A 23,396-nucleotide genomic window follows, 5' to 3' on the forward strand; every position below is an offset into this window, starting at 1 on the left:
TACCAAGATGGATATGCCCGCCGCATTGACGGGCATTGGCTCAGGCAAGGAGACGGCCGTGCGCCATCGCCACCGCGCGATCGCACATATGGTCGATCACATCCGCATCGTGACTGACCAGCACCAGGGTCAGATCGCCCGCCTGTTTCAGCTCGTTGAGCAGGTTGAGGATCTCCGCCTGCACCGACATGTCCAATGCCGAGGTCGGCTCATCCAGCAGCAGCAGCTTCGGCCGCAACAGCAAGGCGCGCACGATCGCCACGCGCTGCCGTTGGCCGCCCGACAGCTGATGCGGATAGCGATCCAGCAGGCGCGGATCCAATCCTACCTGGCGAAAGCCCGCGCTGATTTTGCGTTCGATGTCGCTTTCTTGCAGCAGTTTGAGCGGTTCCGACAACGTGCGCAACAGCCGGTGCTTGGGGTGAAGCGAAGCATAAGGATCCTGAAACACCATCTGCACTTCACGCCGCAGTTCGCCGGTGAACGCCTGTCCCGGCTGCAGCCGCCGCCCGAGCAGTTCAAAACCGCCGCGCCAGCTGTCGTTCAGCCCGGCCAACACCCACAGCAGCGAGGACTTGCCGCAGCCGGAAGGCCCCACCAGGCCGAAGCACTCGCCCGGTTCGATACGCAGGTTAACGTCGTGCACCACGGTGCGCTGTTCATAACCCTGGCGATGGCTGACGCTGAGGTTCTCCAGTGCAATCACGCTCATTTCAATGCCTCCAGCAGCGCGCGATCCAGCACCGGCAGCGGCTTGCCGCGCGTCTCGCGGCTCGGCCGACACGCCCACAGCGTGCGAGTATAAGGGTGCGTGGCCTGCGCCAGCTCTGCTGCCGGCAGCTGATCCAACAGCTCGCCTTTGTACATCACCAGTACCCGCTCGCAGTGGTGCGCCACCTGCTGCAGATCGTGGCTGATCAGGATCAGCCCCATATTGCGTTGCGCCACCAGATTTTCTATCAGCTGCAGCACCTGATCGCGCATCTGGTGATCCAGCGCCGAGGTGGGTTCGTCGGCAATCAGCAGCTGCGGATCGTTGATCAGGGCGATGGCCAGCATCACCCGCTGCCCCATCCCGCCGGAGAGCTGATGCGGATAGCGGCGACACAGCGCCGCCGGATCGGGCAAGCCCACCGCCGCCAGCATCTCCAGCACTTTTTCACGCCGCTCGGCGCGGCTCAGCTTGGCATGCAACACCAGCGGCTCCTCCACCTGACGGCCAATCGGCTGATTGGGATTCAACGCATGTTTGGGATCTTGCATCACCATCGCCACCCGGTCGCCGCGCAGGCGGCTCCACTGGCGCTCGCTCAGGCGCGTCAAGTCTTCGTCGTCCAGCGTCAGGCGCTGCGCCCGCAGCTGCAACGGCGGCGGCAATAGCCCCATCAGCGCACGCGCGGTCAACGACTTGCCGGAGCCGGACTCACCGACCAGCGCCAGCCGCTCCCGCCCCATGCTGAACGAAATATTCTTCACCAGCGCCGCCGGCTGCGGCCCCGGCACGCCGATCGCCAAACGTTCAACGGTCAATAAGGTGTTATCAGTGCCCATGACGAGGATCCATTTTATCGCGCAGGCCGTCGCCCAGCAGGTTAAAGGCCAGGCTGGCGAACAGGATCGCCCCGCCCGGTGCGGCGGCGACCCACCATTGATCGAAAATCACTTTACTGCCTTCGGCCACCATCGAGCCCCATTCGGCGGTCGGCGGCGCGACGCCCATGCCGAGGAACCCCAGACCGGCGGCGGACAGGATGATGCCGCCCAGGCTCAGCGCCGCGCGCACCACCGCGCTGGGCAGGCATAAAGGTAAAATGTGGCCGACCATCAGCCGCAGCCCGTTGATGCCCTGCATGCGCGCCGCCGCCAGATAATCGCTGCGGCGCAGCGCCAGCGTTTCGGCCCGCGCCTGGCGGGCAAAGGCCGGCCAGCTGGTCAGTGCCAGCGCCAGCGCGCCGTTCATCAGCCCCGGCCCCATCACCGCCACGAACGCCAGCGCGATCACCAGGCTCGGCAACGACAGGAAAATATCGGTCAGACGCATCAAAATGCGTTCTGCCCAGCCGCCGAGATAACCGGCGCAGATGCCCACCAGCAGACCGATAGGGATGGTCAGCACCAGAATCAGCGACACCAGAATCAGCGTCGGCCGCGCGCCGTAAATCACGCGGGAGAGCAAGTCGCGGCCGAAACCGTCGGTGCCCAACCAATGCGTGGCGGAAGGCGGCAGCAGCCGCAGCTCGATATGCTGCAAATTGGGATCGAAAGGCGCCAGCCACGGGGCCAGCAGTGCGGTGACGATCAGGATCGCCACCAGCGCTGCGCCGAGCGTCAGCGTGGTCAGCCGCTGACCGGTGCGATAGCCGACGGCCGGCTCGCTTTGCGGTTCGTGTTCAGAGAGATGTTGGCTCATCGGGTTCGCGGATCCACTAGATAGGTCAAGGCATCGGCCAGGGTATTCAACAGCACGAAACAGGTGCCGATCAGCAGCGTGGCGCCGAGGATCGCCGGGGTGTCGGCGGCAAACAGCGCCGAGGTCAGATAGCGCCCGACGCCGGGCCAGGCGAACACCGTTTCGGTCAATACCGCGCCCTCCAGCAGGCTGGCATAGGAGAGAGACAGTACGGTGATCAACGTCCCCAGCACGTTGGGAAACACGTGGCGCAGCAGAATGCGCAGGCGGCCGGCGCCTTTGGAGCGCGCCAGCGTCACGTATTCCTTGTTGCACTCTTCCAGCATCGCCGCGCGCAGCAGCCGGGTGATGCCCGCCATCGACAGCAGCGCCAGCGCCACGACCGGCAGCCACAGGTGGCTGATGGCGTTGTAGAACATCTCGCGATCGCCGGACAGCCAGCTGTCAATCAACACGAAACCCGTACGCGGCTCCATGCTGTACAAGTAAATGTCATCCAGGCGCCCCGGCCCCGCCGACCAGTGCAGCGTGGCGTAGAACAGCAGCAGCCCCAGCAGGCTCAACCAGAAAATCGGCACCGAATAACCCACCAGCGACAGCAACCGCGCCGCATTATCCAGCCAGCTCCCCGGTTTGAGCACCGCCAGAAACGCCAGCGTAATGCCGCCTAACGCGCCGAGAATAATGGCGCAGGTGGCCAGTTCCACCGTTGCCGGGAAGGTACGCAACAGATCGCTCAGCACCGGCTGGGCGGTAATGCGCGAAATGCCCAGATCGCCGTGCGCCAGGTGCACCAGATAGCGCCAAAATTGCACCGGCAGCGGCTGATCCAGCCCCAGGTCATGACGCACCTGCGCATAGGTGGCTTCGCTGGCGTGATCGCCCGCCACCTGCAGCGCCGGATCGATCGGCGCCAGGTGCGACAGCATAAAGGTGAACAGCAGCAGGCCGAGCAGCGTTAACGCCAGCGACAACACGCCGCCGAGCAGCCGCCCGCCCCAGCGCCAATACCGCCGGGCTAGCCCGGCGGAGGCGGAGAGTTCAGCGGCCATTACTTGCTGACCTTGCTGTAGAACACCATGTCAGGGTTGATGCCCTGCACATAGCCCTTGAGGTTGTCACGCACCGCGATCAGGCTGCGCGCCTGCAGGCCGATGACAAACGGCGAACTTTGCTGCACCTGTTTTTGCAGTTGCTGATAGTCGGCCACCCGTTTGGCGGTGTCGTTTTCCGCGGTGGCGGCCAGCGTCAACTTGCTCAGCGCCGGGATCTGCCAGTTGGCTCGCCAGGCCAGCGTCTTGCTGCCGTCCTCCGGGTTGTAGGCAAAGGCGGCCGCGTTGGTGTTGGGATCGAAGTAATCCGGCCCCCAGGAGGTCAGCGTCGCATCGTAGTTAAGCGCTTTCACCTTGGTGGAGACCTGCGAGCTGATGCCCGGCACCAGTTCGACCTTCACGCCGCCCTGAGCAAAACTGGCCTGCAGCGCCTGAGCGATATCCAGGTACGGCGGCTGGTTGTTGACGTCCAGACGGAAACTGACGTTGCTCAGCCCCGCTTTGGCCAGTATTTCTTTGGCTTTCTGCGGATTGAAGCTGTACGGCCTATCCTTGAGCGCGCCCAGATAACCGTCCGGCAGGAATGCCTGATGGCTCTGGAACTGCCCTTTCAGCAGATCGTCGGCGATGCCTTGGTAATCGAACAGCCAGCGCGCCGCCTCCCAAAACGCCGGGTTGCCGAGCGCCGGCGACGCCTTGGCGTTGAACTGCAGGAAATAAAGCGAGGCGTAAGGAATGGCCAACGGTTTGACGCCCGGCTTGCCCTTCAGGGCCGCCATCTGGTCCGCCCCCAGGTTGCGCGCGATGTCGGCATCGCCCTGCTCAATCAGCAAACGGCGCGCGGCCGGATCGGGCACGTTTTTGATCAGGATGGTTTTCAACGTCGGCGCCCCTTCCGGCGAGCCGGGGTTCGCGTCCAACACCACCACTTCGTGCGGCACATAGGTGCGGATTTTGTAAGGGCCGCTGCCGGCGGAGTGGCTGTTCAACCATTGGTGCCCCAGATCGTCGCCCTGCTGGTGCGCCAGCGCCTCTTTGGCGTCGACGATCGAGGATACCGGCGCCGACAGCAGGCTGAGCACGAAGGCCGGGCTGACGTTTTCATCCCAGCTGATTTTTACCGTATGGTCATCCACCTTGGTCAGGTGTTGATCCACGTTCTTCGCGTTCCAGCCCAGCTGCGTCAGGATAAACGACGGTTCGAGATTGAGTTTCACCACCCGTGAAAGCGAAAAGATCACGTCCTCCGGCCGCAGCGGGTTGCCGCTGGCGAATTTGGCGTCCGGGCGCAGGCTGAAGGTCAGGCTGCGGTTATCGGCGCCGGCCTGCCAACGGCTGGCCAGGGTCGGTTTGAGATCGACGGGATTGTGCGGATCGGACTGGATCAGACGTTGATACAGGCTGTTGAACGACTGCACCGTGGTTAACTCAAATCCCTGAGCCGGGTCAAAGCTGACCACGTCATCGATAGACTGCGCGATCACCAACGTGTTGGCCGGCGTCGCCGCCTGTACGTCAACGCTGGCCGCCACGGCCAAAAACAGCAAAGAAGGAACGAGCGCTTTCATCTGAAACTCTCCAAGCGGATGGAATTTATAATAATTTCGCGAGTGTATGCGAGCGCGATCGGCAGCTGAAGGTACTTAAATCACTATAGATATTCTTTTTATGTATATAGATGGGGTTTTGATTATTAGGCGGGCAATGCAGAATGCGCGGCAGGAATTGCCTGCCGCTTATCGGTTAAATCTGGTAATCAATCACCGCGTCCAGCTGCGACGAGAAGACCTTGTCTTTTATTTCGGTCAGCGACAGCGTCGGGTTGCACAGTTGGATAAAGCGCCAGGCATAGTTGCGCTGCAGCTGGCTGCGTTTCAGGCCCAGCCATACCGTATTAGGCTCAAACAAATGCTCGGCGTTGAGACTGACCAAGCCGCGATCGCGCTCTTTTTCATACGACATGTCCGCCAGCACGCCCACGCCTAACCCCAGCTCGACGTAGGTTTTAATCACGTCGGAGTCCTGCGCGCTGAGCGCGATGTCCGGGGTCAGGCCCGCCGCTTTGAACGCCGCATCCAGCTTCGCGCGCCCGGTAATGCCCTGGCGGTAAGTGATCAGCGGCAAGGTGCTGAGCATCTCCAGCGTCACCTGCGGCTGACGCGTCAACTCATGCCCTTCCGGCACCAGGATGGTGTGATGCCAGCGGTAGTAAGGGAACGCCGCCAGCGATTCGTCACTCATCAGCCGTTCGCTGGCGATGCCGATATCGGCTTCTCCGGCGGCCAACATCGAGACGATCTCCTCAGGGCTGCCCTGATTGAGCACCACCCGCACCCGCGGATAAAGCGCGCGAAACTCTTTGATCACCCCCGGCAGACTGTAACGCGCCTGAGTGTGCGTCGTTGCGATATGCAGCTGCCCCGAGTCGTTGCTGCTGAAAACGTCCGCCAGGCGACGGATGTTGTTGGCGTCGTTGAGAATGCGCTCCGCCACCACCAACAGCTCTTTGCCGGGTTCGGTCATGCCCAGCAGCCGTTTGCCGCGGCGAATGAATATTTCAATGCCCAGCTCTTCTTCCAGCTCGCGAATATGCCGACTGACGCCGGACTGCGAGGTAAATAACGTATTGGCGACCTCAGTCAGGTTGTAGTTGCAGCGCGCCGATTCACGAATAATTTTTAATTGTTGAAAGTTCATCCCCGTCTCCCTGTTTCTTCCAGTAGCGTTAGCCATATTGATACGGAGTCCGACGAGTCTGAACAAATAAGAAATAACCTTTACTTATGCAATTTAATACTAAGTCGATCATTCTGCTTCGCAGGTGGGGTGGGAAACTGACAAAAAACAGCTAATGACTTTAAAAATAACGGGATAGATAACCACAATAAAAGCATGCCTTAAATCACTGTGGAAATTAAGTTATTAAATATAGGCATTAGATATAAAAAAGGGCTCAGCATGCTGAGCCCCTCACCGTTCGTATTCCCGCAGCAGCCTCAGGCGGTGGCCTCGCTGCCGATGCCGCCGGTGCGGTTCTGCTGCAGCCACTGCTGTACACAGCGCACCAGATCGCCGATGCAATCATCCTGCATGCCGTGGTGCTTCAACTCGTTATCCAGCGCAAACAGATATTGCGCGTTGGTGCCCAGCGGGCCGCTGGCGCTGGCGATCAATGGCGCAATCACCTGGTAGCTGGTGTCTTCTTCAAACAGCGGATGCTGCGGGTTCATCACGAACACCAACGCAGTAACCTTCTCGCCGCCATCCAACTGCAGCTCGCACCAGGTGGGCACGTAGCAATCGGTCACCATTTCACGCTTCCAAAGCAGCTCCAACTCTTCACGCAACTTGCTTTCCGGCAAACGAAACGCCAGGCCCGTGGTGTGGCCGCCGGCTTTTAACGCCAGCATGCGCCCCGGCTGATGCAGCGTGCCGCGCCCGGCGGTCAAGCGCATGCAGAACGCCCGGTGCCAGCCGTGCAGCGTGGCCGGCCGCACTTCTTCCGATTCGAAAACCGGGTTCCACATCAGCGAACCGTAACCGAATATCCATACGGGGCTGTGATCCGGCCGGCGCGATAAGGTGCAATCCAACGAGGCTGCACGCTGTTCAGGCGTCAGCAACAACGACTCCTCAATAGCGCCGAATGCAGTTTTGCAATCCGCTTTTTGCAGAAAATCTCGCGTTAACACTGATATTACCTCCCGGGAATACGATTTCTCGCCTTCCCTCGCCACTGCTGAACCTTTGATGTTTTATTTTCGGCTGCGGATTTTTATTAATTCAATCACCGCGCCTTATAAGAATGACCTTATTCTTTTCCTGACGTGCAATCAAGTTACAAAGCGGCGTTAAAGTGAAAAAGTATTTGTACTGAGCAGCAATAATATTAATTGCCGAGCTCCACATAATGTCTGCGCGATTTTACTGCGTGATAATTCGTTACTTTTTATGCCAGCGTTCGTCGTCGCCCTTGCGATAGCTTTGCTTGACCGCCGCCCAGGCCACCTTATGCGCCGTCTCTTCCCGGCTGTCGTCACCGCGCCGCTCATCGGGATCCCGGTATTGTTGCCAGGCGCTGTTGAACGCTTCTTTATAGATCGCCTGCGCATGTTCCGGCAGCACATGCTTAACGTTGTCCGGCAAGTCGTTCGTGCTGTGGTAGGGCATATGGCCTCCCCTTTCAGGATGAGTGAACCTTAAGCCTAGCCCACATGCGGTTTCGTCTCAATTAGCAAACAATTCTCATTATCAAACGACATGTTATACTCACCGCCAAACGAACTATAAGGAGAATCCCGTGACTACCGAAGCCCCTCGCTCACGCGCCCCCTACCTGATCGCCGTCAGCCGCGTACAGGACATTACGCCGCACCTGCGCCGCATTACCTTTACCGCTCCCGATCTGCGTTACTACCCGGCCAATGCCGCCGCTGCACACATCAAAGTCTTTTTGCCGCTCGCCGGCCAGACGCAGCCGGACCTGCCGACGCTGACCGAAAACGGCCCGCGTTGGGCTGCGGACGCCGTGCGCCCGATTGTGCGCACCTATTCCATCCGCGCCGTGCGCCCGGAACTGGCGGAAGTGGACATCGAGTTCGCCATTCATGATCATCAGGGCCCGGCGGTGGACTTTGCACGCCAGGCGAAAGCCGGTGATAAAATCGGCATCAGCAACCCGGGCGGCCCCAAGCCGATGCTGCCGGCCGCCGACTTCTACTGCCTGGCGGGCGATCCTTCCTCACTGCCTGCGCTGGCAGCACTGCTGGAAAACCTGCCGCCACACAGTGCCGGACGCGCTTTCGTCCGCGTCGACAGCAACGCTGACGTCATTGACCTGAAGAAACCCGCCGACGTTGAGGTCAATTGGGTCGTCGGCGGCACGGAGAAGACCGACGAGTTGGTCGCTCGGTTCCGCGCGCAGTCCCTGCCGCAGGGCGAAAGCCACTTCTGGCTCGCCGGTGAAGATCGCCTGGTGGTTGAGCTGCGCCGCTACCTGCGTCGCGAACGTCAATGCGATCGTAATCGTCTTTATGCCGTACCTTACTGGCGTGAGGGGCTAAATGAAGAGGGTTACCACAATAAACGGCATGAAATCATGGACAACATTGACGACTGACGCTCTCATTTTCCTTGATTAACCACGAGCTAAACAAGTAAACACGACTTTTCTCAAATCTAACGCTAAAAATTGGCGTTATTGCGTAAAAGTAAGTAAATAAAACCGCACCCCGTGCGGTTTTTTTGCTACCCTGATCACATAAGCAAGCAATTGCTTTCTCAGATAAAACAACATCACACCGGCGCCGCGGGTGTATCCTAATATAAAATACCTACTGGAAACGCAACGTTGCCGTATCACGGCGACCGGCGCTGACGGGCTACGCTGTTTGAGAAGGAGTGCCACCCTCATGAAGTCGCAACACGATCCTGGCCGATCCACCAAATCTCGCCACACCGAATACTCGCTGATCTTCCCTATCGCCGCGCTGGTGGTGTTAAATCTATGGGGCAGCACCGATAACTTTCCGCTGATCGTCGGCATCAATATTCTCGCGCTGGTGGGGATCCTCAGCAGCGCCTTCAGCGTGGTGCGCCACGCCGACGTGCTGGCTCACCGATTGGGCGAACCCTATGGCTCGCTGATCCTCAGTTTGTCCGTCGTGATCCTCGAAGTCAGCCTGATTTCCGCGCTGATGGCCACCGGCGACGCCGCGCCGGCGCTGATGCGCGACACGCTGTACTCCATCATCATGATCGTTTCCGCCGGCCTGGTCGGCTTTGCGCTGCTGCTCGGCGGGCGCAAGTTCGCCACCCAGTACGTCAACCTGGGCGGCATCAAACAGTATCTGATGGCGATTTTCCCGCTGGCGGTGATCGTGCTGGTGTTCCCGAGCGCGCTGCCAGGCGGTAACTTCAGCACCGGGCAAGCGCTGCTGGTGGCGTTGATCTCCGCCGCCATGTATGGCGTGTTCCTGGTGATCCAGACCAAAACCCACCAGAGCCTGTTCGTGTACGAGCATGAAGACGACGATGGCGACCCGCACCACGGCAAGCCCTCTTCCCACAGCAGCGCCTGGCACGCCGCCTGGCTCATCGTGCACCTGATCGCGGTTATCGCCGTCACCAAGTTCAACGCCAACCCGCTGGAAGGCCTGCTGACCAAGATGAATGCACCGGCGCAGTTCACCGGTTTCCTGGTGGCGCTGCTGATCCTGTCGCCGGAAGGCCTGGGCGCGCTGCGCGCCGTGTTGAACAATCAGGTGCAACGCGCCATGAACCTGTTCTTCGGTTCGGTGCTGGCGACCATCTCCCTGACGGTGCCGGCGGTGACCATCATCGCTACTCTGACCGGGCAGACGCTGATCTTCGGCCTGCAAACGCCGCATATCGTGGTGATGTTGACGGTGTTGCTGCTGTGCCAGCTGTCGTTCTCGACCGGCCGCACCAACGTGCTGAACGGCACCGCCCACCTGGCGCTGTTCGCCGCCTACATGATGACTATCTTCGCCTGATCAAAAAGGGGCGCACTCTGTGCGCCCCTGCCTTCGTTATACCGAGAAGAATATCGCCGCGGCGATCCCCCCGAACAAAATCCACTTGATGATGTAATAACCGGTGCGGTTCCAGGCCTTCAGGCGTTTCCCCACCCGGCGTATCGCATAGATGTATTTGAACATCTTGTTGACGCCGCCGGTGCGATCGCCCTCTTCATTCGGCGCCGTGGCGGCGCTCATCAGGTTGCGCCCCAGCCAGTGATTTACCGCCTGCGCCCAGCGGTAGCGCATCGGCCGTTCGATGTCGCAGAACAGGATCAGACGATTCTGCCCGCTCTGGTTTTCCGCGTAGTGCAGATAGGTTTCATCGAACATCACCCCTTCACCGTCGCGCCAGCTGTAGCGCTCACCGTCCACCTCAATGAAGCAGCGGTCATCGTTGGGGGTAATCAACCCCAGGTGATAACGCAGCGAACCGGCGTAAGGATCGCGGTGGCGCGGCAAACGGCTGCCGTCCGGCAGTTCGGCGAACATCGCCGCTTTGACCGAAGGCAGGCTGCGCAGCAGTTCCGTGGTCTGCGGGCACAGGGTCATGGCGGAAGGATGGCTGTCTTCATACCATTTCAGATAAAAGCGTTTCCAACCGGTCTTGAAGAACGAGTTGAAACCGGCATCGTTGAATTGATCGGACGCTTTGATCTGCTGGATCTCCATCAGCTTCTGTCCTTCGTCGCGGATGGTTTCCCAGTTCTCCCGCAGTACCGCCAGCTCAGGGAACTGCTCCGGCTTCAGGTACGGCGTAGTCGGCACACGAGAAAACAGATACATGAAGACGTTCAGCGGTGCGGTAAAGGTGGAATGGTCAGACAGCTGCCGCCAAACGTTATAGCGCACCCGTCCGCGGTAATGCACATAGACGACGCATAAAATAAGCAAAATCAGAATGATATATTTCATGTTTGAATCGCAGCAAGGAACCCACACTCAATGCGCCGCGCGGCGCACACCCCAGAAAATGTCCTTTTGGCGGCGCAGGCAAACTGCGCGCCAATCTGGAACCCATTAATCATTAACGCTAACTCAACGAAAATCTATACAGAAAACCACAATAATTTACACAAAGGTTAAACGAGAGGGGAAATGGGGGGCGATAAAAAGGCCGCCGAAGCGGCCTAGCAAAGATATATTAGTCATTTGAAGTAAAAGGATTTACTTCTAAGCGTGTCCACGCATTGACCACACTTCGAAAAAAAGCCCCGGATTTCCGGGGCTTCTTCGTTCGGTTACATCAACATGCTTTGCTGACCGTAATTGTTTGGGTGCGGCAATACCGGCACCACATGGCCGGGCTTCATAATGGTGCGCTCGATGGTTTCCATGGTGACAAATGTATGACTGCAATTGATGTTCTGACACTGGTGATAGCGCTCTTTGGTGTTCTCACTGAGATAACGACTTGAGCGAGCGTGTGCAGCAGTTCCGCAGATATTGCAATGAAACATAATTTATCACCTCCACCATTCAACATTGATAAAGTGATTTTAGACTTTTTATCTTTAATATCAATGAATTATTATCGATTTAATCTTGTGAGATTTCCTCCTCGTACTCCACATCAGAAAGCTTCACCTCAAGCTCTAACGCCGTCGTGTAGCCGTTATCGCTGAGTGAATGGGTCACCTTAGTGATTGTCCACGCCTGCTCATCTATGACGCGCTTAAACCCCTTCACCGCTACCGGCGTTTCAGGATATAAATCTGCGCGCCCCATGGCGAGACTGATAGAAAACTCCGCCACACCACGTTGCAGCTTGTCCCACTTCGCCAGTGCGGCGCGCATCGCCTGCGCCTTGCTGGCATAGACTGTAGTGATGGCAAACACATTATCGGCCTCGCCGGTCATGTATTCCCCTTCCCTCGCCTCTTTCGGCTTGGCCGCCGTCTTTTTGGCAGTAACCGGCTTTGCCTTGGGGTGCTGCAACGCACGCAGGTGCTGAGGCTTCGGTTTGCGTTTGAGCTTGACCCGCTGCTTTTGCGGCTTCGGGTCTTTGGTGTGCAGCCATTTCGCCGTAACGCCGGTATACGCGGCCCGGTCAGCAATCGCAAATTGATGCCGGTCACCGTCGCGGCGCTCGATGGTCATCTGCGGTATCGGCTTGCCGCTGGCAGTCACGCCATTACCGGCCCGGATAAATAGCAACCTCCCGGCTTTTATCGACACCTCCGCCCCGTTGCGGCTGGCAAGTCGCGTCAAAAACTTGGCGTCGGACTCCTGCGACTGGTCGATATGCGGGACTTTAATCCCGGCCAGCTCTTTCGCAACACAGGCGGCCAGCTTGTTCCTCTCGGCAATTTTGCCAATCACCGCACCGAGTGTCGTGTCATGATAAGACTCCTCCCGGCGGGCATTGAGCGAACCGCGAAAATCAGCGGAACGGGCGCGAATAGTCAATGTGTCAGGCGTTCCCCGATGCTCTATCTCGTCGACGGTAAAGTTGCCTTTGTTGAACAATGGCGCACCCTGCCAGCCAAGATGAAGCGACAGCACTGCGCCCCGGCGTGGCATCATGACCTGACCGTCAGCGTCGTCCAGTTCGATATCCAGCTGGTCAGCCTCAAATCCGCGGTTGTCCGAAAGCGTCAGGGAGAGCAAGCGGGCGCTTATATCGTGCGTGATGTCCTTGTCGCCCATTTTGAGCATAAACGCCGGGACGATGGTTGCCCCTGCATCCAGCGTCATCCCGGTAATCATTGGAACAGCCCTCCCGCCATGTTCCTCGCCTTGGCCGCCAGCTCGCTCACCTGACCGAGCATCCCCTCGGCCTGCGCCTGCAAATCGCCATACATGGCCGTAAAGGATTCATCCACGCGCGTGAGCGTGAGCGTAAACTCGATGCGGCGGGCGCTGCCGGTGGAGAAAAACTCCGTGCGGGTTTCGCTGACGCTGTTCACGACAAACATGCCGTAAATGGTGCCTGTCCCTTCCAGCAGCGGCCACGCCTTGCCCTCGGCCGCCATCGCATCGAGCAGTTGCATCGAGATTTTGCCACCGGTGATTTCGGGCAACAGTACGCCGGAGAGCGTGATTTTTTCCTCATTCACGCCGAGAAATTGCAGCGCAGGCCGCTGGCCGACGCGGCTGTTTGACGGCCAGCGATAATCTACCGAGCGCGCCAGCGTTTGATACGGCACCGTCTGCAACTGGAACACAAACAGCCCAAGAATCAGCATCATCAGCACAACCCCTTAATCCGTCGCCATATTTGAGCGTTGCGCCGCGCGGCGCTTGCGCTCCCGTTCTTCCACCACGTCCAGCAACATCCGCTTGGTTTCCGCCGCGCTGGCTCCGCCGGGGTGCTGGCTGCCGACGTGGAAATTATTGACGCTGTTATCCACATAAGATTTTCCGCCCCCGGCCGTAACCGGTACATAACCGCCCGTCAGCAAGCCACCCGACGGAGAATACCCGCGCCCGTTCGCCCCGTTGGCGTAGTCATTGGCCTTCTGCGCTTTCTTGTCGAGGTCGCTGGATTCAGCATTGATGACGCCAAGCTTTTCCAGCACCCAATCAATGCCCTGACGCAGCTTGTTGAATGCCCTGAGCGGCAGCATCAGCACGTCGGCCAATCCGCGGCCAAACGCCAGCCCGGCGTTTTTACAGTTGTCGAGGGTCTCCTTCGTTGATTTCACCGGCTCGATTAAATCTTTGAACCATTGCCAGACCGCCTTTAGCTTCTCGCCGAGCCAGTCAAAAGCCGGCTTCAGCGGCCTGAACAACTCGCCAACCGGCGCAAATGCACTGATAAGCCCCTCAATAACGCCGCTGAAAAAGGTGCTGATAGGCTGCCAGTATTTGCGGATCAGCAGCGCACCGGCCACGATGGCCACACCCACCGCCACAATCGGCCACGTCAGCGCGCCGAGCACCGCCATGATGGCCCCGCCCGCCACGCTAAAGGCCGTCCCCAGCGCACCAGCAACCGCAATGATGCCGTTAATCCCCATGATGACCGGCCACGATGCCAAGCCAATCGCCCCCAGCGTGCCGACAATCGCAAGGCCACCGAGCGCGACTTTGGCCAGCGTCCCGGCAAGCTCTTTGTTGTTTTTGATCCAGAGGTCAATTTTCAGCAGGAACTTTGTCGCGCGGGTTGTCAGCTCACGGAAAGGCGTTTCCAGTTGGTCATACATGTCGATGCCGATGGCCTCATAGGCGGACTGAAGCTCTTTCAAATCCCCGCCGAGGTTGTCCTGCATGACTTTGACCAGCTCCTCCGTCTTGCCGTCAGACTCCCGGAGCAACTTGGTCAGGCGGTCAAGCTTGCCGGAAGCCGCATCCCCCATCAGCACCGCAGCGGCCGACGACGCTTCTTCGCCGAAGATGACTTTCATGTACTCCGCGCGCTGGGCAGTGCCGAGCTTGTTTTTATCGAAGCTCCTTTGCATTTCCTTCAGGATGGTGAACAGCGGCCGCATATTGCCTTTGCGGTCGGCGGTTTTGACGCCCAGCTCGGCCAATGCGTCATTCGCCTTACCCATGGGAGCCTGCAACCGGGTAATCACTGCGCGGCTCCCCGTACCGGCCATAGAGCCGGTAATTTTGGCATCCGCCAGCGCCCCGGCAATGGCCGCCGTTTCCTCGACGCTGATACCGGCATTTTTCGCCACCGGCGCGGCATAGGTCAGGGTGTCGCTGAGTCCTTCGAAGTTGGCGGCGCTCTTGTTCATGGTCTGTGAAATCACATCACCAATGTGTGCGACTTGGTCGTTTGCCAGCCCAAAAGCGGATTTCACCCCCATCAGCAGGGTGGCGTTTTCCTCCATGGTTTTACGGTTGGCCAGCGCCATATTGAGTGTGACCGGCGTCGCGGCGGTGATCGCATCTTTGTCGCCGCCCGCTTTGGCAATGATTATTTGGGCCCCGGCAGCGTCATCCGCCGACGCTGCCGTGTTATCACCAAGCTGCCGCGCTTGCGTGCGAAGCGCCACCATGTCAGCCGAGTCTTTTGCCACGCCGAGCACGGCCTGTAGCTCGGAGTTTTTTTGCGCAAAATCATACCCCGGCGTCAGGAGCTTTTTGGCCGCAAAACCGCCCACGGTTGCCGCCCCGACACCCGCAGCGCCCGCGCCCGCTACATTGCCTGCCAGTTGCTTTCCGGCCTGATAGCGCTGGCTCACTGCGCTGAGTTTTGCCTGCTGCTGGCTGACGCGCGACAACGCCTCCCGCTGGCGGTTGAGCTGGGCGGTGGTCTCACTGATGGAGGATTTCAGGCGACGCTCGTCGGCGGCGAGGGTGCGGGTGTTAATCCCGACTTGCGCCAGCTCTTGGCGCTGACGCTGCACCGACTGGCGCAGCCCGTTATATTTGAGCTGCAACTCGGCGGCCGAACGCTTGGCCGCCTCCATCAGCTGCGCCTGTGCGCGGGTCGGCTTCTCGGTGTTTTTGAACTGCACCGCAAGCGCGGCGGCTTCCTGCTTGGCCTTTGCCAGCGCCTGACCGGTGACGGCAAGCTGCGCGCTCGATTTGCGGAATCCTTCGACGCGCCCGGCCTGTGCGTTCAGTTCTTTGAGGTTTTGCCGGGTGTCGCGGATTTCCGCAGACAGCGATTTACTCGCTGTCTGGATGCTTTTAAACGGGCGGCTCGCTTGGTCAACGGCTTTGAGTAGCACCTGCAACCTGACGTTGTTACTCATTCGTTTGTCCGCTTCGGTGGAGCGCTTTGTCGCGCCAGTTGAGGAGTTCTTGCGGTGTCATCGGGTAAAGTTCTGACGGCGGCCAGTGAAAAATCGTCGCGATATCCGCCATCAGGTCATCAACCGACAAACCGGCAGGAAAATCTAGCGTGCCGAACTCGGTGCCAAAAAACCGATAACCTTCCCGGCCAGCGCCACAAGGTCAGGCAGCTCCAGCGCAGAGACTTCACTCTCGGTCAGTGGCGGATACGTCATGCGTGGCAGCACCTTAATCAGCGCATCGACTTCAGAGTTAGCCAGCGCGGCCAGCCCGACGCCGCGCAGAGTACCGGCATTGGGCTTGGTCAGTGTCACCGTATCGATAAAGGTTTCGCCGCGCTTGACGGGAGTATCCAACTTCACGACGTTCGGGTTTTCGGTTGTGGCGATGATGTTTTCGTCTTTCATGATGTGATTCCAGTTTAGTCAGGGGAATGGCGGCCGGACCTGCCGACCGCCCGGTGATTACAGCCCGATATTGCGACGGTGCTGCGCCAGCATGTCGACGCCGTTCACACGTTCAACCATGTTGACGGTGTCCACCTCGATGCGCTCTTTGCCGTCGACGGTCAGTTTGAAATAGGTGCATTGAGTCGAGATTTTTGTCTCGGTGTCCTCGCCCTGTTTCTGGTCGCCAAAATCAAACTCTTTGTGACGGCCACGCAGCACAATCTCAACGGCGACCACATCGCCGGTGTCATCGCGCTGGTAAGAACCGCAAAATCGAAGCGGCACCGATGCAGCACTGGCGGCGGCGTACTGCGCCCAGAGCTGGTCATCGGGGAAACCGCCGATAGTCCACTCGACGCTGAGGGCATCATCGTCTAACCCCATATCGACCGGGGCCGCGCCGTTCATACCGCCGCCGCGATAGTTCTCCAGCTTGCGCGTCAGTTTCGGCAGCGTCACAGAGCTGACCACGCCCATATAGCTCAGGCCGTCGTTAAACAGGTTGAGGTACTTCAGTTTGCGCGGGAGTGCCATGGTTTAACGCGTCCTCTTAGCTGTTGACGCCAGCGGCCAGATTCACCAGATATTTATCGGTGATACGCTGGCGCAGGGTCAGATCTTCCAGTGGGGGAACCGGGGTATAGTCATAATCGATATACAGTTTCCCGGATTTCAGGGTCTCTTTATCGTTGGCCGATTCGTCGTACCAGCAATCCGCGTCGATGATGTAGCCGTTGGATTTCAGCTCACGGAATTTGGCTTTGATGCCCTCGACAATGTCGCGGATAAGCGTGGCGGTGACGGGCTTATCCACCGCCCACATGTGCGCCTCGGCTATGGTGTCAGCCAATACCTGCGCGGTGCGGGTGTAGTTTTCGAACAGGAACAGCGGGTCATCAGAGCAAGAGCGATTGCCCCAGAAACGAAAACCATCTTTACGCACCAGCGTGGTGACCCCGGCCTCATTGAGCAGGTCGGCATCGGTGACGGGTGCCTGCAAATCCCAGAACACACTTGCAGAAATGCCGGTCACGCCATTGACGCCGACGTTAGAAAGCGTTTTATGCCAGCCGGTTTCCGTGTCGATTTTGGCGCGCAGCCCCAACGCGCGCGCGGTGGCATGAGCCGTGGTGCTGACGTTGCCGGTGGTATCCCACGCAAGGAAATCCGGCCAAATGAGCATCAGCTCGCGCTGACTGAAATTGTCGCGGTAAGCGATGGCCTCGGAAATGCTTTTGCAGCCGTACGCGCTGATATAACCGAATGCGCGCAACTGCTGGCAAATCCCGGCCAGCGCCGTCGCCACTTCCAGCGAATCCAGCCCCGGCACGCCCAGAATGCGAGGTTTCACACCGGTAACGGCCTGTGCTGTGAGCAAGGCTTTCATGCCGGTATAGCGGCCGTTTTCGTCCGCGCCGCCGATGATGTTTGACGTGGTTTCCGCCGCATCTTTGCCCTCTTCGACGCGCACAACAACCGTCACGGGTTTGCACTGGTCGCCAATGGCTGACAACGCTTTCGCCAGCGTGCCGGATTTCCCGGCCTTACCGGCGGCGGCAATCACATCGGTAATCAGCACCGGGGTGTTGAGCGGGAAAAGCTTCGGGTCGGCATCTTTGCCGGTGCAGACCATGCCGACGACAGCCGTCGACACGGTAGAGATGACGCGCGTGCCGTCATTAATTTCGACGACGCGCACACCGTGATGATAATCGCCCATTAACTTGCTCCATGGTGAGTAGGTGCAGGCATGATGACGCCCAGCGCACCGGGCCGCACGCGGTGGACGCTGGAAGGCCGACCAGACAACAGACCGGGCCGGATTGGAGAGCTTGGCGGGAATGACGATCGTTTGTGCCGATCAATAACGCCGCATTGATCTATGCAATCAATTGGACGGATTTTAGCCGGGCGGGGTAAGGTCGAAGAGTAGACGCGGCAACATCAGGGAAAGCCGCAAATACAAAAGCCCGCATCGCTGCGGGCTTTTTTTCTTAGAGGCCGGGAACCGCTGGCCAGTTAATCTCCGGGGCTGACATATCAAGACGATTCACCGTCACACGGTATTTTTTCCAGTCCGCCAACAGCGCTTTTTCTGCCTCGGTCGCCATATCCAAATCAACAGCATCCTGAAGCGGCGCGACAGCCTTACCCGCGCTCGCCAGCAATTCATTTTTTCTGGCTTCAGCGCTCGCCATCCTTTCTTCAGCGGAATAGATACGCTGGCTCACCTTCTTACCGTCAAACACCCACTCACCATTAGCCAGACAGCGCTTTGGTAGTTTCGTTGGGTTCAGCTCAATAACCGATAAGCCAATCGGCCACAGCATCGACACATCGCTGTTAATCGCGCAGATAATGCCGCTTTCGTCATAAGCAAGTTTTACGGTGTCCGGCGAAAACAATTTTTGCGCGGCGTACCAGTCAATACCGTTATCATCCTGAAGATAAATCACGTTCTCGCCGAGGAATAATTCTTCCGGCGTGTATCTCTTCAAATTCTTAATGTGTTGCATTTTACACCGTTCCAATTGTTGCCCATGTGCCGTTAATTAGCACCTGAACCGCTGAATAAGCGCCCCAGATTGAGGGGTTGTAGTTTGAGCCGGACATACCCGTATAAACACAGCCCGACGGTAAATCGATGCGCCCGCCGGTATCCGCGATAACCGTGCGCCCGGCCATGCGCACACCCTGAACCAAATGCTGATAGGCCCAATTCTGCGCATTGTTTTGCGCAGCCGAGATATTTTGATTAAGCCAGTTGCTGAGATAACCGCCCCAACAACTGCCTTGAACGTTGCCGTCAGGGTGCCACGTCGTCCCGCTTGACGTGGTGATCGCGGGCCAGTTACCGCCGATATGAATACCCGACTCAAAGGCGGCGGCACCGGTTCTGACATCCACAGAAAACGGACGCAGGTTGTTGAATGTGCCGTACTGGTCGTTTTCTTTTGTCAGCAGCAGGTAAAGCCGGTTGCCGTCATTGCGCCAGAAGGAACCGAACCCGCCGCCGACCATGCGATAATTATCAATATGGGTAGATTGGATCTCCGCGCTGGTCTTTAGCGTCCCGGTTAACTGCCCGCCGGTCTTCGCCAGATAGCGGCCATCTGCTTCGGTTTTATTCCATGCGTTGACGTCACCGGCCAACAAATTCACATCAGCGGACAGCGGCTTACCGTTCACCTTGATGGAACGGAGCGCGTATTTCTGGGCGGCCTGCGCGTCGGTCAGCGCGCCAACGTCAGCCGCAGTGGGTTTATAGTCCGTCGTATAAACTCGCGCCCAGCGGAGCGAAGCCGCGCTGTCTTTTCGCATTGAGCGCAAGTAAAACGCCAAGTCGCCGGAGCCTACGGCAAATTGCACATTGCGGAACTCGTTCACTTTCCCGGTAAACAACACCCCCATGCCGCCCGGCACGGGATAGCCCTTATTGGCAGAGGCAACCAGAGATTCTACGGTAAAACCATTTTCGCGATTTAAGTCATCGTCAGCATTGGCGGTATTTTCGTTCGGGAATACGATACGCGGCAGAGTCAACGCCCCTTTCATCGTGTCGCCGGTCTGTTTTACAAATCGGCCATCGGACTCTGTTTTACTCCATGCGCCGACGTCTGCCGCCGTCGGTTTAAACTTCGTCGTGTAAGCCTGAAACCACACCACCCCATTACTGGGGATATTCGAACGGCCAAAGAATGCGTTGCCGTTGTTTTGTACCGCCATATACGCCCCCGACGGCCCACCGTCGCAGGGCAAACTCAGCACGCCATAAACATCGCCGCCCGGCGTATTCTTTGATGAACTATTAACCCGGTAGATTTCAGCCTGATTGCAATACGCATCTTCCCGGTGACGTGAGCCGCTTCCCAATCCAAATGCGCCGACCTCCATCAGTTGCCCGCCATCCACCCCGACGTTTTTCGTCGCGGCCGTACCTAACGCCAAATTGCCGCGCGCGGCGGCCTTGTCGGTCAGGTCTGAGAGGTTCGCGGCCTTCTTCATGCTGGCATCGTTGACCGCTTTTAACGCTTTGGGCGTGCTGGCTTTCGTTTCGTCGGTACTGGTTGTCGCGCTGCTCAGCTGTACCAGCCCTTTCGCCGTGGTGCTGGCGTCGGGGTGATTGCGGGTTTTCTCATGCGCGGTAATCGCGTCGGTAACATAGTCTTTTGTCGCCAGCACGGTGTCGCCACCGGCGATCACCTGAATCGCCTCGGTGCTGCTGACAATCAAAATCATACGCAGCGTCTGCGTGCGGCCGCTGCCCTCTTCGAGCTTCGGCTTGTAGCTCTCCGCCATGTTGCTGACGGCAATCAGCGTCCCGGCCTCGTCATAGAGGCCCATTTCACGCAGCCAGAAGCCGCCAACATTCGCCGGAATAATCATCTCGGCCAGAATGTGATTTTAGCGCCTTATCGATAGTCAGCCCGTTGAGTGCCGCGCGGTATTTCTCGTTGACGAGTTTTGTTTGCGCCGGATTGGGCGTCGGCAGCGTGCCGCTCCCGTCGCCGACGGCCATAGAGACGATTTTCAACTGCGTGCCGCCCGCGCTTGCGGCGGCAATCTTGGCCGCCCCGGCGGTGGTAATAATCGCTTTGTATTTGTTCATGATTCTCTCTTATCCGGGGTAAACGGTAATGACATCACCATCAATGGCAGCCGCACCGGTGTAAATCCGGCCGGGGATGTCCTGCAAAATGTTAAGGCCAATCAGGTGGCGGCTCAGGGGCTTGGCGTCGGCGATAAGGCGCTCCATTTCCTGATACATTTCCTCGGTAATGCCGGTTTCCAGCACGCCAATATCGAGCCGGAACGTACCGGGCGGATCGGCACCGTCGGTGTGAAACCATTCAATGACGTTAATCAGGTAGCCGAGCGGCTCCACCACGCGGCGCACGGCACCGATAGTGCCCTTGTGTCGGTGAATGTAGAATGCGGCGGACACCACGCCCCGCTTCACGTCCTCCGGCCAAGCCTCATCCCATCTATCGACAGAGAACGCCCACGCCAGATAAGGCAGCAGATGCACCGGGCAGGTTTTCGGGTTCCACAGGTCACGCAGGGGAACAGGCACGCGCTCCAGCTCGGCACACGCGTCAGCGGCAGCGACTTCCAGCACTGAGGAGCCAACAGGCAATAAGCGATTAGTCATCGGCGCGCCCCGGTGTGATGTTCACGCCGGTGCAGTAACCCGCCTGCGTTTTATCAAGCACGATGTCGGCGGCCGGTTGAGCAACTTCAACACGTTCAACGCCTTCCACAGTCAGCGTCGCGATGATGCCGGAACGCCGGATACTGCGACCTAAGCGGCGCATGGTCAGCACATAATTGTGTAAACGTTGTTTTGCCGCAGAGAGGATCGGCGCAACCTCCGGGCCGGGGTACAGGTATAAAACGGCCTCGATGCCATACGGGGCAATTTTGGCCGATTGCACGATGACGCGATCGGCGACAGGACGCACGTCCTCGTCATTCAACGCAGCGCTGACAACCTGCAACAGCTCAGCGCTGGCGCTGCCGTCGCCGTCCCGTGACAACACGGTGACGGTCACGTTAGCCGGTGATGGGCTGATTGCCGTCACATCAGCCACCCGACCATCGGCCGAGCGGGCGTGAAAACGGTAGGAACCGGCCGAACCTGCTGTGCTCATCCCCTCGAACGCGTCTTGCAGGCGTAGGCGGTAATCTTCATCCGCTTCCATAACTGCCGGTGTTGGCGGAATGGTGCTTTCATCCGCCGGAGCAATCACCAGTCGCGGCGTGTTGAAGTTCGCACCGAGCTGGTCAAGGTCTTCGCCGGTGGCGTGCGCCAGCATCACCGCTTTGGCGGCATCGTTAACGCGCTGGCGTAGCAATACCTCCCGATACGCATTTTCCTGAAGCAGCTTGACGATAGGCTCCGATTCAAGCGCCAAAGTTCGGGCAACAGCTTCTTGCTGGTCGGCCGGGTACAGGGAAATCAGCGTCGCTTTGCGCTCGGCAAACAGGGTTTCATAGTCCAGCGGCTCAACGACGTTCGGCGCAGGCAGTTGGCTTAAATCGATAGTGGCCATAGTGTCAGCTCAGTGGGACGGTTAACGAAAATGTGCCGCCGGTGGTGTCTTGGCGCACGCCGGTAATGTCAACGAACATCTGACCGTTGAAGGTCTTCTCGAAGGTGATGGACGTTAGCCTGATGCGCGGCTCCCATTTGAGGATTGCCATGTAGCAGGCGGCCATCACCTGCCCGTTCACCGCCGGGCTTTGTGGCTGGTCAATCAGGGCAGACAACAGCGAGCCATATTCCCGCCGCATCACTCGGGAGCCGACAGGGGTAATGAGGATGTCGCGAACGCTCTGGCTGATATGCTCGCTGTCCGCCAGGGTCTGGCCGGTGTCCCGGTTCATGCCGATATATCGCACGGTCATCGGGTTTCCTCCGTCCAGTCTCCGCCGCGCTGCACACCACCGTGGCCGTGTTTATCCACCTGCACGCCGTTGGATTTAAAAGTACCCCCGCCGTGATCGATATCGCCCGACATTTTCCCGCCCTTTTTCAGCTCCAGCGTGTCGGCGGTCAGCTTGTTGGTGCAGACCACCTCCGGTGTATCAAGCGTGATTTTTTGACTGGCGATAATCGTCACCTTCGGCGCAGAAACGTCGACGGCTACTTGCGCACTGATATTGGCCGTTTTAATGCCGGTAACGCTCAGCGCGCCGGTTTTGGGCTCATATTCGATGACCGCACCATCGGGAAAACTGGTGTGATATGCCTCCGGCGACACTGACGGAGCCGGAAAATCATCGGAGTTGATAGCTGGCAGCACAAAGGCGGTATCCAGCTCGCCCCCCAGCGCCAACACCACCACTTGCTCGCCGATGGAGGGTGCCCACCATGTGCGCGCACCTCCGGCACGGCAGGCCAGCCACTGCAACCAGCCCGTCGTATTGCCCCCCAATTGAACGCGGCAGCGCGGAGGCGTGTACTTAACGTCTACGATGACGCCAATGCGGATGAGATCGCGGACGGCTCGTGCAAGTTCTGAAATCGATTCGAGTGTGTTCATGGGGGAAAGGATGCCGCGGGTAAACCCTCAATACCACTTGATGACGTAGGGGGGGCGATCAAACAACGGTGTTAACGAGAAACATAATTAGAACCATATCCGCCCCCTCAGGATAACACTTAGCATTCTGTTCAAAGTTTAATCGCACACATCCTAGTAATGCAGTAACTCAAGAGTAACAAGCGCCAAATCAACAACGAGTAAATAAT

The 23,396-nt window shown here is 58.6% G+C and carries 26 protein-coding genes; 2 read left to right on the forward strand and 24 right to left on the reverse strand.

All coding sequences use genetic code 11. From position 1 onward, the window contains the following. Nucleotides 1-40: 40 nt before the first annotated feature. From H7A77_RS01170 to chaB, 8 genes are all read right to left on the reverse strand, one after another. A complete protein-coding gene (locus H7A77_RS01170) occupies nt 41-712 on the reverse strand; it encodes an ABC transporter ATP-binding protein (RefSeq protein WP_069100013.1) in 672 nt (223 codons plus the stop codon). Further along, a complete protein-coding gene (locus H7A77_RS01175; protein ID WP_060660594.1) occupies nt 709-1,551 on the reverse strand; it encodes an ABC transporter ATP-binding protein in 843 nt (280 codons plus the stop codon). The genes H7A77_RS01170 and H7A77_RS01175 overlap by 4 nt, the downstream gene beginning before the upstream one ends. Then, on the reverse strand, nt 1,541-2,410 hold the full coding sequence (locus H7A77_RS01180) for an ABC transporter permease (protein ID WP_182073701.1): 870 nt from the start codon (nt 2,408-2,410) through the stop codon (nt 1,541-1,543). Before H7A77_RS01180 ends, H7A77_RS01175 begins: the two co-directional genes overlap by 11 nt. Continuing rightward, nucleotides 2,407-3,462, reverse strand: coding sequence for an ABC transporter permease (locus H7A77_RS01185; RefSeq protein ID WP_033650886.1), 1,056 nt, complete (start codon nt 3,460-3,462; stop codon nt 2,407-2,409). The genes H7A77_RS01180 and H7A77_RS01185 overlap by 4 nt, the downstream gene beginning before the upstream one ends. Further along, nucleotides 3,462-5,030: an ABC transporter substrate-binding protein gene (locus tag H7A77_RS01190; RefSeq protein WP_089197169.1), complete on the reverse strand. Its 1,569-nt coding sequence runs from the start codon at nt 5,028-5,030 to the stop codon at nt 3,462-3,464. The genes H7A77_RS01185 and H7A77_RS01190 overlap by 1 nt, the downstream gene beginning before the upstream one ends. Before the next feature lie 175 nt (nt 5,031-5,205). Then, nucleotides 5,206-6,159, reverse strand: coding sequence for an HTH-type transcriptional regulator Cbl (cbl, locus tag H7A77_RS01195; protein ID WP_033634950.1), 954 nt, complete (start codon nt 6,157-6,159; stop codon nt 5,206-5,208). A gap of 299 nt (nt 6,160-6,458) precedes the next feature. Then, on the reverse strand, nt 6,459-7,154 hold the full coding sequence (locus tag H7A77_RS01200; RefSeq protein WP_182073702.1) for a gamma-glutamylcyclotransferase: 696 nt from the start codon (nt 7,152-7,154) through the stop codon (nt 6,459-6,461). Between the two features lie 250 nt (nt 7,155-7,404). Beyond that, nucleotides 7,405-7,632 carry a putative cation transport regulator ChaB gene (gene chaB, locus H7A77_RS01205; RefSeq protein ID WP_033643458.1) on the reverse strand — a complete coding sequence of 76 codons (228 nt, stop codon included), beginning with the start codon at nt 7,630-7,632 and terminating at the stop codon, nt 7,405-7,407. 130 nt (nt 7,633-7,762) lie between these two features. Between chaB and H7A77_RS01210 the strand changes: the two genes are divergently transcribed. Continuing rightward, on the forward strand, nt 7,763-8,581 hold the full coding sequence (locus H7A77_RS01210) for a siderophore-interacting protein (protein WP_033650884.1): 819 nt from the start codon (nt 7,763-7,765) through the stop codon (nt 8,579-8,581). Between the two features lie 292 nt (nt 8,582-8,873). Then, nucleotides 8,874-9,977: a sodium-potassium/proton antiporter ChaA gene (gene chaA / locus H7A77_RS01215; RefSeq protein WP_025303229.1), complete on the forward strand. Its 1,104-nt coding sequence runs from the start codon at nt 8,874-8,876 to the stop codon at nt 9,975-9,977. Between the two features lie 36 nt (nt 9,978-10,013). Here the strand turns inward: chaA and lpxO are convergent, their stop codons facing one another. From lpxO to H7A77_RS01290, 16 genes are all read right to left on the reverse strand, one after another. Further along, the gene (gene lpxO / locus H7A77_RS01220) at nt 10,014-10,916 is read right to left on the reverse strand and encodes a lipid A hydroxylase LpxO (protein ID WP_025303230.1); all 903 of its coding nucleotides are present in this window, start codon (nt 10,914-10,916) and stop codon (nt 10,014-10,016) included. Nucleotides 10,917-11,242: 326 nt separating this feature from the next. Continuing rightward, entirely contained in the window at nt 11,243-11,461 is a 219-nt protein-coding gene (locus H7A77_RS01225) for a DNA-binding transcriptional regulator (protein ID WP_033643461.1), read from the reverse strand. A 79-nt stretch (nt 11,462-11,540) separates the two neighbouring features. Beyond that, nucleotides 11,541-12,710, reverse strand: a complete 1,170-nt coding sequence (locus H7A77_RS01230; RefSeq protein ID WP_182073703.1) for a phage late control D family protein — start codon at nt 12,708-12,710, stop codon at nt 11,541-11,543. Then, complete coding sequence (locus tag H7A77_RS01235) at nt 12,707-13,192, reverse strand: phage tail protein (protein WP_182073704.1); 486 nt, start codon at nt 13,190-13,192, stop codon at nt 12,707-12,709. Before H7A77_RS01235 ends, H7A77_RS01230 begins: the two co-directional genes overlap by 4 nt. A gap of 12 nt (nt 13,193-13,204) precedes the next feature. Beyond that, nucleotides 13,205-15,652 carry a phage tail tape measure protein gene (locus H7A77_RS01240; protein WP_182073705.1) on the reverse strand — a complete coding sequence of 816 codons (2,448 nt, stop codon included), beginning with the start codon at nt 15,650-15,652 and terminating at the stop codon, nt 13,205-13,207. Next, entirely contained in the window at nt 15,645-15,764 is a 120-nt protein-coding gene (locus H7A77_RS01245; RefSeq protein WP_071796738.1) for a GpE family phage tail protein, read from the reverse strand. Before H7A77_RS01245 ends, H7A77_RS01240 begins: the two co-directional genes overlap by 8 nt. Nucleotides 15,765-15,796: 32 nt before the next feature. Next, nucleotides 15,797-16,099: a phage tail assembly protein gene (locus H7A77_RS01250; protein ID WP_182073706.1), complete on the reverse strand. Its 303-nt coding sequence runs from the start codon at nt 16,097-16,099 to the stop codon at nt 15,797-15,799. Between the two features lie 57 nt (nt 16,100-16,156). Further along, nucleotides 16,157-16,675 carry a phage major tail tube protein gene (locus H7A77_RS01255; protein WP_048321694.1) on the reverse strand — a complete coding sequence of 173 codons (519 nt, stop codon included), beginning with the start codon at nt 16,673-16,675 and terminating at the stop codon, nt 16,157-16,159. A 16-nt stretch (nt 16,676-16,691) separates the two neighbouring features. Continuing rightward, nucleotides 16,692-17,861 (reverse strand): phage tail sheath protein, encoded by a 1,170-nt coding sequence (locus tag H7A77_RS01260; RefSeq protein WP_182073707.1) that lies wholly within the window; start codon nt 17,859-17,861, stop codon nt 16,692-16,694. A 274-nt stretch (nt 17,862-18,135) separates the two neighbouring features. Beyond that, nucleotides 18,136-18,657, reverse strand: a complete 522-nt coding sequence (locus H7A77_RS01265; RefSeq protein WP_182073708.1) for a tail fiber assembly protein — start codon at nt 18,655-18,657, stop codon at nt 18,136-18,138. A 1-nt stretch (nt 18,658) separates the two neighbouring features. Continuing rightward, entirely contained in the window at nt 18,659-20,527 is a 1,869-nt protein-coding gene (locus H7A77_RS25520; protein ID WP_255443850.1) for a phage tail protein, read from the reverse strand. Next, complete coding sequence (locus H7A77_RS25525) at nt 20,487-20,750, reverse strand: phage tail protein (protein WP_255443851.1); 264 nt, start codon at nt 20,748-20,750, stop codon at nt 20,487-20,489. The genes H7A77_RS25520 and H7A77_RS25525 overlap by 41 nt, the downstream gene beginning before the upstream one ends. A gap of 9 nt (nt 20,751-20,759) precedes the next feature. Next, the gene (locus H7A77_RS01275; RefSeq protein ID WP_182073709.1) at nt 20,760-21,293 is read right to left on the reverse strand and encodes a phage tail protein I; all 534 of its coding nucleotides are present in this window, start codon (nt 21,291-21,293) and stop codon (nt 20,760-20,762) included. Continuing rightward, nucleotides 21,286-22,194 (reverse strand): baseplate assembly protein, encoded by a 909-nt coding sequence (locus H7A77_RS01280; protein WP_182073710.1) that lies wholly within the window; start codon nt 22,192-22,194, stop codon nt 21,286-21,288. The genes H7A77_RS01275 and H7A77_RS01280 overlap by 8 nt, the downstream gene beginning before the upstream one ends. A 4-nt stretch (nt 22,195-22,198) precedes the next feature. Further along, the gene (locus H7A77_RS01285) at nt 22,199-22,549 is read right to left on the reverse strand and encodes a GPW/gp25 family protein (protein ID WP_182073711.1); all 351 of its coding nucleotides are present in this window, start codon (nt 22,547-22,549) and stop codon (nt 22,199-22,201) included. Next, the gene (locus H7A77_RS01290) at nt 22,546-23,187 is read right to left on the reverse strand and encodes a phage baseplate assembly protein V (protein ID WP_182073712.1); all 642 of its coding nucleotides are present in this window, start codon (nt 23,185-23,187) and stop codon (nt 22,546-22,548) included. Before H7A77_RS01290 ends, H7A77_RS01285 begins: the two co-directional genes overlap by 4 nt. Between the last annotated feature and the right edge of the window lie 209 nt (nt 23,188-23,396).

Origin of the sequence: Serratia sp. ME47, assembly GCF_903970925.1 — a bacterium.
In the GTDB taxonomy this organism is placed as follows: domain Bacteria; phylum Pseudomonadota; class Gammaproteobacteria; order Enterobacterales; family Enterobacteriaceae; genus Serratia; species Serratia ureilytica.

What these genes read in the sequence shown, in the direction of transcription:
- chaA (WP_025303229.1), top strand. Translation starts at nt 8,874, where the DNA reads ATGAAGTCGCAACACGATCCTGGCCGATCCACCAAATCTCGCCACACC.
- H7A77_RS01255 (WP_048321694.1), bottom strand. Translation starts at nt 16,675, where the DNA reads ATGGCACTCCCGCGCAAACTGAAGTACCTCAACCTGTTTAACGACGGC.
- H7A77_RS01290 (WP_182073712.1), bottom strand. Translation starts at nt 23,187, where the DNA reads ATGAACACACTCGAATCGATTTCAGAACTTGCACGAGCCGTCCGCGAT.
- H7A77_RS01250 (WP_182073706.1), bottom strand. Translation starts at nt 16,099, where the DNA reads ATGAAAGACGAAAACATCATCGCCACAACCGAAAACCCGAACGTCGTG.
- cbl (WP_033634950.1), bottom strand. Translation starts at nt 6,159, where the DNA reads ATGAACTTTCAACAATTAAAAATTATTCGTGAATCGGCGCGCTGCAAC.
- H7A77_RS01175 (WP_060660594.1), bottom strand. Translation starts at nt 1,551, where the DNA reads ATGGGCACTGATAACACCTTATTGACCGTTGAACGTTTGGCGATCGGC.
- H7A77_RS01170 (WP_069100013.1), bottom strand. Translation starts at nt 712, where the DNA reads ATGAGCGTGATTGCACTGGAGAACCTCAGCGTCAGCCATCGCCAGGGT.
- H7A77_RS01260 (WP_182073707.1), bottom strand. Translation starts at nt 17,861, where the DNA reads ATGGGCGATTATCATCACGGTGTGCGCGTCGTCGAAATTAATGACGGC.
- H7A77_RS01180 (WP_182073701.1), bottom strand. Translation starts at nt 2,410, where the DNA reads ATGAGCCAACATCTCTCTGAACACGAACCGCAAAGCGAGCCGGCCGTC.
- H7A77_RS25525 (WP_255443851.1), bottom strand. Translation starts at nt 20,750, where the DNA reads ATGAACAAATACAAAGCGATTATTACCACCGCCGGGGCGGCCAAGATT.
- H7A77_RS01275 (WP_182073709.1), bottom strand. Translation starts at nt 21,293, where the DNA reads ATGACTAATCGCTTATTGCCTGTTGGCTCCTCAGTGCTGGAAGTCGCT.
- H7A77_RS01185 (WP_033650886.1), bottom strand. Translation starts at nt 3,462, where the DNA reads ATGGCCGCTGAACTCTCCGCCTCCGCCGGGCTAGCCCGGCGGTATTGG.
- chaB (WP_033643458.1), bottom strand. Translation starts at nt 7,632, where the DNA reads ATGCCCTACCACAGCACGAACGACTTGCCGGACAACGTTAAGCATGTG.
- H7A77_RS01225 (WP_033643461.1), bottom strand. Translation starts at nt 11,461, where the DNA reads ATGTTTCATTGCAATATCTGCGGAACTGCTGCACACGCTCGCTCAAGT.
- H7A77_RS01280 (WP_182073710.1), bottom strand. Translation starts at nt 22,194, where the DNA reads ATGGCCACTATCGATTTAAGCCAACTGCCTGCGCCGAACGTCGTTGAG.
- H7A77_RS01240 (WP_182073705.1), bottom strand. Translation starts at nt 15,652, where the DNA reads ATGAGTAACAACGTCAGGTTGCAGGTGCTACTCAAAGCCGTTGACCAA.
- H7A77_RS01230 (WP_182073703.1), bottom strand. Translation starts at nt 12,710, where the DNA reads ATGATTACCGGGATGACGCTGGATGCAGGGGCAACCATCGTCCCGGCG.
- H7A77_RS01265 (WP_182073708.1), bottom strand. Translation starts at nt 18,657, where the DNA reads ATGCAACACATTAAGAATTTGAAGAGATACACGCCGGAAGAATTATTC.
- H7A77_RS01285 (WP_182073711.1), bottom strand. Translation starts at nt 22,549, where the DNA reads ATGACCGTGCGATATATCGGCATGAACCGGGACACCGGCCAGACCCTG.
- H7A77_RS01245 (WP_071796738.1), bottom strand. Translation starts at nt 15,764, where the DNA reads ATGGCGGATATCGCGACGATTTTTCACTGGCCGCCGTCAGAACTTTAC.
- H7A77_RS01235 (WP_182073704.1), bottom strand. Translation starts at nt 13,192, where the DNA reads ATGATGCTGATTCTTGGGCTGTTTGTGTTCCAGTTGCAGACGGTGCCG.
- H7A77_RS01190 (WP_089197169.1), bottom strand. Translation starts at nt 5,030, where the DNA reads ATGAAAGCGCTCGTTCCTTCTTTGCTGTTTTTGGCCGTGGCGGCCAGC.
- lpxO (WP_025303230.1), bottom strand. Translation starts at nt 10,916, where the DNA reads ATGAAATATATCATTCTGATTTTGCTTATTTTATGCGTCGTCTATGTG.
- H7A77_RS25520 (WP_255443850.1), bottom strand. Translation starts at nt 20,527, where the DNA reads ATGATTATTCCGGCGAATGTTGGCGGCTTCTGGCTGCGTGAAATGGGC.